Origin of the sequence: Duganella sp. 1224 (assembly GCF_013408245.1) — a bacterium.
Taxonomy (GTDB): domain Bacteria; phylum Pseudomonadota; class Gammaproteobacteria; order Burkholderiales; family Burkholderiaceae_D; genus Rugamonas.
This window is the reverse complement of sequence record NZ_JACBYS010000015.1, coordinates 1-9,738: the sequence shown is the minus strand read 5'-3', so window position 1 is coordinate 9,738 and position 9,738 is coordinate 1. Positions and strand designations below refer to the sequence as shown.

Below are 9,738 nucleotides of genomic sequence, written 5' to 3'. Positions count from 1 at the left end.
CCCTTCCCATCCCGAACAGGACCGTGAAACGACTCTACGCCGATGATAGTGCTGCAACCAGTGTGAAAGTAGGTTATCGTCAAGCTAGTTATTAGTGAAAAGGCCCGGTCTGTGACCGGGCCTTTTTGCGTTTAGAAGAAAATTGTTGTTTCTGGTCTCAGAAGCAAAATTTTTTGCATTTTGGCATTTATACTTGTGGATACAGCTTATCTTACAAGGTGCCTCAATGAAATTTTCAGCAATGGGACTGGCCCAGCGCTTCGCGTTACTCATGGCGATCATCGTCGCCGGCTTCGCCCTGTACGGCACCTGGTCTTTCCACGCACTCAATCAGCTCAAGGTCAATGGCCCGATCTACCAACGCGTGGTGCAGGGCAAGGACCTGATTGCCGATATTCTTCCGCCGCCCGAATACATCATTGAATCCTACCTGGTGTCGCTGCAGGCCATGAATGCCCAGCCCGCCGAGCGCAAGGCGCTGATCGATAACCTGAAATCGCTGAAAAACGACTACGACACGCGTCACGATTTCTGGAGCAAGGAAGTGATGGAAGACGACATCAAGGATCTGCTGCTGAACGGGGCCGACAAGCCGGCGCAGGCTTTCTATCACATCGCCTTCAGCCAGTTCGTGCCGGCGCTGGAAAAAGACGATGCCGCCGGCGCCACCGCCGCGCTGGAGAGCATGAAGCAGCACTACTCGCAGCATCGCGCCGCCATTAACAAGCTGGTGGAGCGCGCCACCAAGCGCAATGCCGACGATGAGGCGGACGCCAGGAACCAGATCGCCTCCTCGTCCGCCATCATGCTGGCGATACTGCTCGGCTCCGTCGGACTGTCGGCCGCCGTGCTGTATGCGCTGGCGCACAGCCTGATGAAGCAACTGGGTGGCGAGCCGCGTGAAGCGGCACACATCGCCGGCAGCATCGCGGCCGGTGACCTTGGCGTGGCGATTCACACCGCGCCGCGCGACGAACATAGCCTGCTGGCGGCGATGAAAGCCATGCAGCAGGGACTGACCGATATCGTTGGCCAGATCCGCAGCGGCACCGGCACCATTGCCAGCGCCTCGGTGCAGATCGCGTCGGGCAACCAGGATCTGTCGGCGCGCACGGAAGCGCAGGCGTCGGCGCTGGAACAAACCACGTCGTCGGTTGAAGCGCTGGCGGACGCGGTCAAGCACAATGCCGGCAACGCGCGTCAGGCGCAACAGCTTGCGTTGTCGGCGTCCGATGTCGCGGTGCGCGGCGGCGAGGTGGTGTCGCAGGTGGTGGATACCATGGGCGCCATCAACAGCTCGTCCAGGAAGATCGTCGACATCATCGCGGTCATCGACGGCATCGCGTTCCAGACCAATATCCTGGCGCTGAACGCCGCCGTGGAAGCGGCGCGCGCCGGTGAACAGGGGCGGGGCTTCGCCGTCGTCGCCACCGAGGTGCGCAATCTGGCGCAACGCTCGTCCGCCGCCGCCAAGGAGATCAAGGCCCTGATCGACGACTCGGTGCAAACCGTGGACGCCGGCGCCCAGCTGGTGAACCAGGCCGGCGCCACGATGAAGGAAGTGGTCGACAGCGTGCGCCGCGTGACCGATATCATCAGCGACATCAGCGCCGCCAGCCAGGAGCAGACCGACGGCATCGCGCAGATCAGCGACGCCATTCGCCAGCTGGACGGCGTGACGCAGCAGAATGCCGCGCTGGTGGAGGAAGCCGCCGCCGCCGCGCTCAGCATGCAGGATCAGGCGCAGCACCTGGAGCAGGCGGTCAGCATCTTCAAATTGGCGGACGCCCACGCGCCGCGCATAGCGCGCGCCTCGCGCCTGGCATTGCCGGCTTGATTCAGGCGCCGCGCTGGAGGCTCAGGATAAAACTGACGCCGCCGGTGCGGTTCTGCGCCACGATGGTGCCGCCCATCTTGGCCATGTACGTCCTGGCCACAAACAGGCCCTGGCCGCGATTGCCCTCGGCGCCGGATTCCGGCTGGTCCGATACGCCGTATTCAAATATCTTGTCCAGCATGTCCGGCGCGATGGGCGGCCCCTGATTGTGAATGCTGATGACGGCGCCGGTGTCGCCGGCATCCAGCGTGATGTCGATCGGCGTGTCCGGCTTGCGGTAGCGCTGGGCGTTGCGCAGCACGTGGGTGACCACATCCTCCAGCGAATACTCGTCCGCGCGCGCGCTCACCGCATCCGCCGCCCCATGGAACACCACATTCTCGATCCCCACGCACGAGGCATTGGCGGCCACGTTGTGCAGGAAAGCCGCCAGGTCGATTTCCGCGATCTGCAGTTCGGATGACTGGAACGCCTCGCTCGGCGACGCGCGGCCATACAGCACGCGGATGGCCTGCTGCATGCGGCTGATGTAGCGGTGGCTCTGGTCCTCCGGCGCGCCATGCAGCACCATCAGCGACTGCAGCGGCGACATGATCTCGTGGCCAACCGCATGCCACATATTGCGTTCCTGCTCGGCGCGGATGTTCTCGCGCTCCACGTCTTCGCGCACGCGCCGCAGCAGATCGTGCAGGGCGGTGGCCAGCACACCCAGTTCATCCTGGCCGCGCAGGTCGGCCAGATCGGCTTCCGAAAAGCCGTGTGCGGCCTTGACTCGTTCGCCCACATCGTCGGCGCGCTTGATCAGTACCTTGATGCGGCGGATGATGCCGATCTCGATCACCAGCCAGGCCAGCATCAGCGCCGCCAGCATGGCGCCGACAAACCACACCAGCCGGCTGGCCACCACGCTCAGGCTTTTGCTGACGCTGCGCACGTCGCCCTTCAGCAGCACTTCATAGCTGCCGACAGGCGTGACGATGACTTCCCTGGCGCTCAGCGGCACATCGTAGGCGTCCACCGGTAGGCGGCGGATCAACGCCGTGACGAAGTGCCAGCTCTGGTCTTCCGGATCGATGGGCGCGACCAGCTCCGGCAGCGCGACGCCGTCGCTCAGGCGGCGGATTTGCAGGCTTTCGCCGGGCAGCAGCATGGCCTTCAGGTCAGACAGCGAGAACGGCGGCGCGGCCGGGCCGGTTCCGCTGTCCAGCAGCGGCGCGCCATCGCCCGGCGCCAGCACGGCAATGCTGACATTGATGCGATCCAGATCGGCGGGCGGCCACTCGGGCCGACGCTGTTCAAACAGCGCATCCTGCAGCACGGCGATGGGCAGGCGCAGGGAGAAGAAGGCGCTGCGCGCGCAGCTGGCGTCATCGTCCGCCAGGTCGGCGCGGTTGCAGCGCGGGCTTTGCCAGATCCAGCCACGGAAATCTTTGACCACCGGCGCCTTGCCGCGCGCGACATCGGCGGCGGTGAAGCCGGTCAGCCGCCCGCGCATGCCGCCGTAGCGGCGGCCCGGCGTCTGCGGCTCGCTGCTTTCTTCAAATGGCGCGATCCATTCATAGGTCTGGCCGCGCAGCGCCACTTTCACCCGCACGCGGTGCGCCTTGTCGACGATCTGGTCGCCGCGCACGTGCGGCACCAGCGGCGCGCTATCGAAGCTGCCGGCGACGTAAATGAAGCCGCCGGCCCACGGGTTGTTGCCGATACCGACGCACAGCGAGCCATTGTTCCCATACTGGGCCTGGCAGCCGGACATCGCCACCGCCTGCTGCACTTTTTGCAGATCGTCGAAATCCAGCGCGGCGAACGGCAGCAGCAGCGGATGCAGCACGCCGCCGCTGGCCGCCGGCTGTGGATTGAGGAGCGCGAGCTGGCCGGTGGGGTGTCGCAGCGTGGCCGCGACCTGCACCCGCGTCTTCTGGAAGCTGCCCTCGTAGTTCTTGTAACTGAGCTGCTTTTCCTGCTGCAGCACCGATAGCGCCAGGCCCACCGTCGCCGCCATCAGGAACACGAACGCCGCGCGCAGCAGCAGCCGCACCCGGTACGGAACGATGCTGAGCCGGCGCCAGTTCATTCCGCGTCGGTCCAGCGGAAGCCGCGCATCGGCACGTTCTCGATGCAGGCAAAAGCGGGATCGATTTCGCGGAAAGCGTCGCGGATGGTGCTGACGTGTTTGCGGATGTTGTCGCGATTGCGGCCGCTTTTCACCACCTCGAACAATTCATCGTACGAGACGACCTGGCCGCGCCGGGCAAACAGCGCTGCCAGGATGCGCTGCGCGGTCAGCGGCAGATTGATGCGGTGGCCGCGCCACATGGGTGTGCGCTGGCGCAGCGGATCCATGCTCAGTTCCGCCGCGCTGGCGGCCGGCGCCGCCTGGGCTGGCACGGCGCGCAAAATCTCCAGAAAGGTTTCGACGAAGTCGGCCTCCTCGAAGGTAGCCTTTTGCAGATAGTCCCACGCGTCCAGCGCTTTCATGATGCTGCGGTAGATGGTGGCCGGCATGGCCGACACCACCAGCACCGGCGTGGCATGCCGCTTGTTGATGGCGTTGATGATGGCAACGCCGGCATGCCGTTCGCGCCCGAGTTCAATGTCCAGCACCACCAGGTCGTAGCGTTCGCGGGCGATGGCCGCCTCGGCGTCGTCGCGGCTGAACCATTGGTCGACCACGATGCCCGGCCGCGACGACTCTATCCACGCCCGCAGCTGGTTGCTGGTTGGGTGATCGTCCTCGATGACGGCGACTTTGGCCATGCTGCGCTCCACATTCTGTCAATGGAACCAGTATCCACGCTTTTCTGCAAAAAGTCACAGACGCGCTGTGAGGATTTCTTCACGCGGCCGGAACAGAGGCGGACGGCGGCAGCGTTGATACTTCCGCATCGTCCGGCGCACCATGCTGTTCAGGGACAAGCCCGAAACTCAACGAAAGGTGAACATCATGGCAGAGCGGATCAAACGGTTGGTGCAGGCGGTACGGACGGCGTTCAGGGGCGGCGCCGGTGTGGCGGTGAACGGTGTACGCCGCAACGGCGCGCCGCTGCTGGTGGCGGGACTGGCCGTTGCCGCAGTCGTTGGTCTGGTGACGCATCCGCCGCTGGCCAAGCTGGCGCCGGGCAATGTCGGCATCCGCATCAACCAGCTGACCGGCTCCTCGGTGACGGTGCGTGACGGTGCGGTATTCATGATGCCGGGCGTGCATGTGCTGCGCCAGGTGTCGCTGCTGGACCAGTTGTATCGCCCGGCGCGTTCGGATCAGAAGCCGTTCCAGTCGGTCGAGGGCCTGGCGCTGGGCGTGGATATGTCGGTGCGCTATGCGCTCGATCCGGCGCGGGTGATGGCGATGGCGCAGTCGCTGCCGCCGGACATCAACGGCGCGATCGTGGAACCGGCGGTGCAGGGCGTGATCTACAAGGTGTTCACGCGTTACACGGTGCGCGAGATTTATTCGTCCAAGCGGGCCGACATCCAGAAGGAGATCGAGGCCGAGCTGAAGCCGAAGCTGGCGGCCGACGGCGTGACGCTGCGCGGCATCACCATCGGCAAGATCACGCTGCCGCAAGAATACCAGGCCGGCATGGAGAAGCTGCTGGCGGAGGAACTGGAAACCGAGAAGATGCGCTACACGCTGGAGCTGAAGGAGAAGCAGGTCAAACAGACCGCGCTGGAGGCAGACGCGGACAAGATCCGCCGCGAGAAGGAGGCGGAAGCTGCCGGCAATGAGCAAATCATCGCTGCGCGCGCGCAGGAGCAGGCGATGGCGCACGTGCTGCCATTCAAGCAGAAGCAGATCGAGCAGCGCAGGCTGGAGGCGGAAGCGGAGAAAGAAGCGCGCATCAAGACCTCGGAAGGCAATGCGCAGGCGCGCCTGATCGAGGCGGCTGGCGAGGCGGACGCGCGGCGCAAGCTGGCGGAGGCCGAAGCCTATCGCCACGAGGTGGTGGGCAAGGTGGAGGCGGCGCAGATGGAACGCGAGGGCGAGCTGTTGACGCGCAATCCGCTGCTGATCCAGAAGACGATGGCGGACAAGTTGTCGGACAAGGTCTCGGTAATTATTGCGCCGCCGCCGGCGGATGGCGGCTTTGTCGGTTCCGCGCTGCTGGGCAAGCAGCCGCGCGTGGCGGCGGAAGGACAGTGATCATGGCGCTGACGATGATGGCGGCCGCGCTGACGCTGGCGATCGTGACGCAGGATCAGGCGGCGTTGCGCGCCGCTCCCAAGGATACAGCGCAGCAGCAGGCGATGTTGTGGCAGGGCGATAGCCTGGAGATTCGCGGCGAGAAGCAGGACTTCCTGCAGGTCTACGACTATCGCCGCGAGCGCGCCGGCTACATCCGCGCGGCGCTGGTGCGCAAGGTATCGCTGGAGGTGGCCGATGCGCCGGAGCTGCTGTCGGTGGTGCGCTTCCTGCGTGATACGCCGGGCGCGGAGTCGCTGGGCATCAGCTATGCGGCGGCGTATCTGAAGGCGGCGCCGGCGGCGGCCATCACGGCGGAACCGTTCGATGCGCTGGGCACGATGGCGGACCGTCTGGCGCGCCGCGCATCGGCGAAGCAGGGCAAGCAGGGTGACGCCGTGATTGCCGCGCATCTGGAAGCGGTGGCGCATTATGGTGTGAACATCCGCAGCTTCGAGCGTGAGGGCCGCATGCAGTTGTGCTACGACGGCGAGGCATTCCGGCGTGTGCTGGCGATGGCGTCGGCCCAGCCGCGTGAGCGCGCGGCAGCGGCGCTGGGGCTGACGCGGCAGGAATGCGTGGATCCGGCGCTGGGGCCGGGCGCGCGCGTAGCGCTGGACGATTGGCGCGCGCAGGTGCTGGAGCGCGTGGACTTGAAGGACCTGCCGGGGCATCTGAAGAACCGGGTGTACATGCGCCGGGCCATGGTGTGGTCGTCGGTGGCGTTTGAACGGGCGCGCAAAGGGCAGTCCGCCAGCGAGGCCGGTCAACGGGCGCTGGACGAACTGGGCATGGTCGAGCCTTCAGAGCTGACCGAGGACGACGCGGCGGCGTACGCCGAAGCCGGTGTGCGCGTGGGCAGCGCGCGTTGGGCGGGCGAGGTGGCGTCTGGCGGCGCGGCGGTGAGCGGTGGCTTGCGGGTGGTGACGGTGGCCGGGCAGCCGGGCGAAACCTGCGTGCTGCTGGTCGATGACAAGCATGATCAGCAGCATGCGCTGGCGCGGCGCTGCAGTTATGGCGTGGTGTGGCCGGCATCGGCGCGGGCCAACGCCCAGGGCAGCGCGCTGGCGCTGGCGGTGCAGCCGATGGACGGCTGGCGCGAGATGTGGCTGTTCCATCAGACACGCGACGGCTGGCTGGTGGATGTGCTGCCGCCGGCGGCGGCCGATCCGGATCTGGGTTATGCGGAATTTGCCGGCTGGGTGCCGGGCACGCAAAACCTGCTGGTGGCGCGCGAGGCGCGCATCGACGGCCGCTTCAAGCGCAGCTTCGAGCTGGTGGACATCAACACGCTGGCCACCTTGAAGTCTGCCGACAAGCCGTCCTCTCTCAGCCTGTTCTACCGCTGGCAGGATCCGGCCTGGAAGCGGCAGACCGTGTCCCTGCGCTAGAACTGGTACAGGGCACTGACGCCCAGCAGCCAGTTGCGTTGCGGCGCCGCCTCGTAATAGCGCTTGTTGGCGTCGCCGACGATGACCGAACCGATGTAGTTCTTGTCGAGCAGATTATTCAGTCGCACAAACTGCCGGAAGCGCCAGCCGGCCCACTGCTGGCTGGCGTTCACGCGCAGATTCAGCACACCGTAGCCCGGCGCCGGCTGATCGACGTTGTTGTCCTCCGCGTAGATCTTGCCGACGGCGACCGCCTCCAGCGCCGCGCCAAAGCGGCCGGCGCTTTCCTTCCATGCCAGTTCCGCGTAGGCGTTGGCGTTCGGTACGCCGGGGAGACGGCTGCCCTGGTCATACACCGCGCGCAGCGTGGTCAGGGCCACGCGGGAGCTGAGCCCATAGTCCCAGGTCGCGTCCAGCGACAATTCCGCGCCCTGGCGCAAGGTGTGTCCGCCGTTGCGATAGCTGGTGCGGCCGCCGCTGGAGGTGTCGACCACCAGTTCATCCGATGTCTTTACCTGGAATACCGCGGCGTTGATGCGGGTGCGTTCATCCAGTCTGGCCTTGATGCCGGTTTCCACGTGGGTGCTGAGGGCCGGCTGCAGACGGTAGTTGAAACCGCCGCCGGTGCCGGAGTAGAACAGTTCATTGAGCGTCGGCGTTTCGAATCCGCGCGCCGCGCTGGCATAGACGTTCAGTTGCGGCGCCACGCGATACAGTACGCCTAGCACCGGCGTGGTATGGCTGTAGTCGAGCGAGCCGCTGTCGTTGCCGTTGGCGAGGAAGTGATCGTCCACCGAAATCTTCACGCGGCTGTGGCGCAGGCCTGCGCTGAGCTGCCACGCGCCGGCGTCCCATTCGGTCTGGAGGTAAGGATCGAGATTGCTGACCGTATCGTCTTCATCGCGGCGCAGCGCGCCTTTGACGCCAAACGTGGCGCCGACGAAGTTCTCATAGCCCTGGCGGGCATCGTTGGAGTGGCCGTATTCGACGCCGGCGGTGGTGGTCAGTTTGCCTGCCGCCAGCGTCGTCACGTGCGACCAATTGATATCCAGGCCGGAGAAGTCGCGCTCGAAATCGACCACGCCGCCGGAGTGGGTGGACGGCGCCTGGAAGGCTTTCGAGAAGGCCTGATACTGAATCACTTCGCGGTTGCCGCCGTATGCGGTGACGTGCAGGCGGTCGTCGCCGAAGCGCTGCTCCCAGGTGGCGCCGATCTGTTTGTGGTCGATGCTCTTGCGGGTGTTGTAGCGCTCGGCCAGCGTGCGCTTGGGCGACTGTGTGTCGGCATTGTCGATTTCGCCCGCGCGCGGGTCGCGCTGGTAGGTGGCCCAGGTGACGCCCAGCGGATCTTGCGTGTCGTCCTGGCGCAGGGCGTTGGCGACGATGTTCAGCTTCGCGCCGTCGACAGGCGTCAGCGTCAGCTTGGCGAAGGCCTGGTCGCGCGTGGCGGCGCTGTGGGCGCGGTAGCCATCGGTCTCGAAGCGCGATGCATCGACTACGTAACCGACGTTGCCCTGCTTGCCCTGGGCGTTGAGGTCTGTTTTGCGGGTGCCATAGCTGCCGCCGGCGACGTTCAACTCAACCGATGGCGCGCCATCGCCTTCTTTCGTGAACAGTTGGATCACACCGCCGGCATGGTTGCCGTAGATGGCCGAGTAGGGGCCGCGCAGCACTTCGATGCGCTCCGCCATGTCCAGATTGAAGGTGGCCGCCTGGCCCTGGCCGTCCGGCATGCTGGCCGGGATGCCGTCGGTGAGCAGATGGACGCCGCGCACGCCAAAGGCGGAGCGGGCGCCGAAGCCGCGCGATGAGATCTGCAGGTCCTGCGCATAGTTCTGCCGGTTCTGGACCACCAGGCCGGGCACGGCCGCCAGCGCTTCCGAGGCGTTGGTGCGCAGATTGTTCTCGTCGACCTTGACGGCATCGATAGAGGCGGGCACATCAAAGCTGGCGTGTTCGGTGCGCGTGGCAGTGACGACCACAACAGGCACTTCAATGGCGGCGGCAAACAGGACGGTGGCGAGCAAAATGGCTTCCCGGGGAAATGGTAAAAACGAAGTATAACAAAGCCCTTGCCAGACCAGCTTTGCCTTGCTATGATTCTGTCCCTCGCGAAACGACGCAGACGCTGCAAAGCGAAACGAAGAAAAGCGAGGGGTTGACGAGATAAACGAAATGCTTCATAATCTCGCTTCTGTGCTGATGAACAAAACGCTTCTTCAGCGAGCTGTACAGGATCTTTAAAAAGTTAACAGTTGATAAGTGTGGGCATTTGGTGCTGCAACAAAAAGCATTAAATGCTCAACAAGAAATACTGTCAGTATTTTGAG

Annotated in this window: 6 protein-coding genes; 3 read left to right on the top strand and 3 right to left on the bottom strand. The window is 65.0% G+C overall.

Annotated features, from left to right (window positions below; genetic code table 11):
* Positions 1-226: 226 nt before the first annotated feature.
* Complete coding sequence (locus FHW58_RS27220; RefSeq protein WP_179676327.1) at positions 227-1,837, top strand: methyl-accepting chemotaxis protein; 1,611 nt, start codon at positions 227-229, stop codon at positions 1,835-1,837.
* Position 1,838: 1 nt separating this feature from the next.
* Here the strand turns inward: FHW58_RS27220 and FHW58_RS27215 are convergent, their stop codons facing one another.
* Entirely contained in the window at positions 1,839-3,911 is a 2,073-nt protein-coding gene (locus tag FHW58_RS27215; RefSeq protein ID WP_179676326.1) for a HAMP domain-containing sensor histidine kinase, read from the bottom strand.
* The gene (locus tag FHW58_RS27210) at positions 3,908-4,594 is read right to left on the bottom strand and encodes a response regulator transcription factor (protein ID WP_179676325.1); all 687 of its coding nucleotides are present in this window, start codon (positions 4,592-4,594) and stop codon (positions 3,908-3,910) included. The genes FHW58_RS27215 and FHW58_RS27210 overlap by 4 nt, the downstream gene beginning before the upstream one ends.
* Positions 4,595-4,781: 187 nt before the next feature.
* Between FHW58_RS27210 and FHW58_RS27205 the strand changes: the two genes are divergently transcribed.
* Both FHW58_RS27205 and FHW58_RS27200 read left to right on the top strand, forming a co-directional pair.
* On the top strand, positions 4,782-5,978 hold the full coding sequence (locus tag FHW58_RS27205; protein ID WP_179676324.1) for an SPFH domain-containing protein: 1,197 nt from the start codon (positions 4,782-4,784) through the stop codon (positions 5,976-5,978).
* A gap of 2 nt (positions 5,979-5,980) precedes the next feature.
* Positions 5,981-7,408, top strand: coding sequence for a hypothetical protein (locus FHW58_RS27200; protein WP_229265514.1), 1,428 nt, complete (start codon positions 5,981-5,983; stop codon positions 7,406-7,408).
* Here the strand turns inward: FHW58_RS27200 and FHW58_RS27195 are convergent.
* On the bottom strand, positions 7,405-9,435 hold the full coding sequence (locus FHW58_RS27195) for a TonB-dependent receptor (protein ID WP_218892904.1): 2,031 nt from the start codon (positions 9,433-9,435) through the stop codon (positions 7,405-7,407). The two genes, FHW58_RS27200 and FHW58_RS27195, sit on opposite strands and share 4 nt — an antisense overlap.
* Positions 9,436-9,738: the final 303 nt, after the last annotated feature.

Coding starts and splice junctions, on each gene's coding strand:
- FHW58_RS27220 (WP_179676327.1), top strand. CDS start 227: ATGAAATTTTCAGCAATGGGACTGGCCCAGCGCTTCGCGTTACTCATG.
- FHW58_RS27215 (WP_179676326.1), bottom strand. CDS start 3,911: ATGAACTGGCGCCGGCTCAGCATCGTTCCGTACCGGGTGCGGCTGCTG.
- FHW58_RS27210 (WP_179676325.1), bottom strand. CDS start 4,594: ATGGCCAAAGTCGCCGTCATCGAGGACGATCACCCAACCAGCAACCAG.
- FHW58_RS27205 (WP_179676324.1), top strand. CDS start 4,782: ATGGCAGAGCGGATCAAACGGTTGGTGCAGGCGGTACGGACGGCGTTC.
- FHW58_RS27200 (WP_229265514.1), top strand. CDS start 5,981: ATGGCGCTGACGATGATGGCGGCCGCGCTGACGCTGGCGATCGTGACG.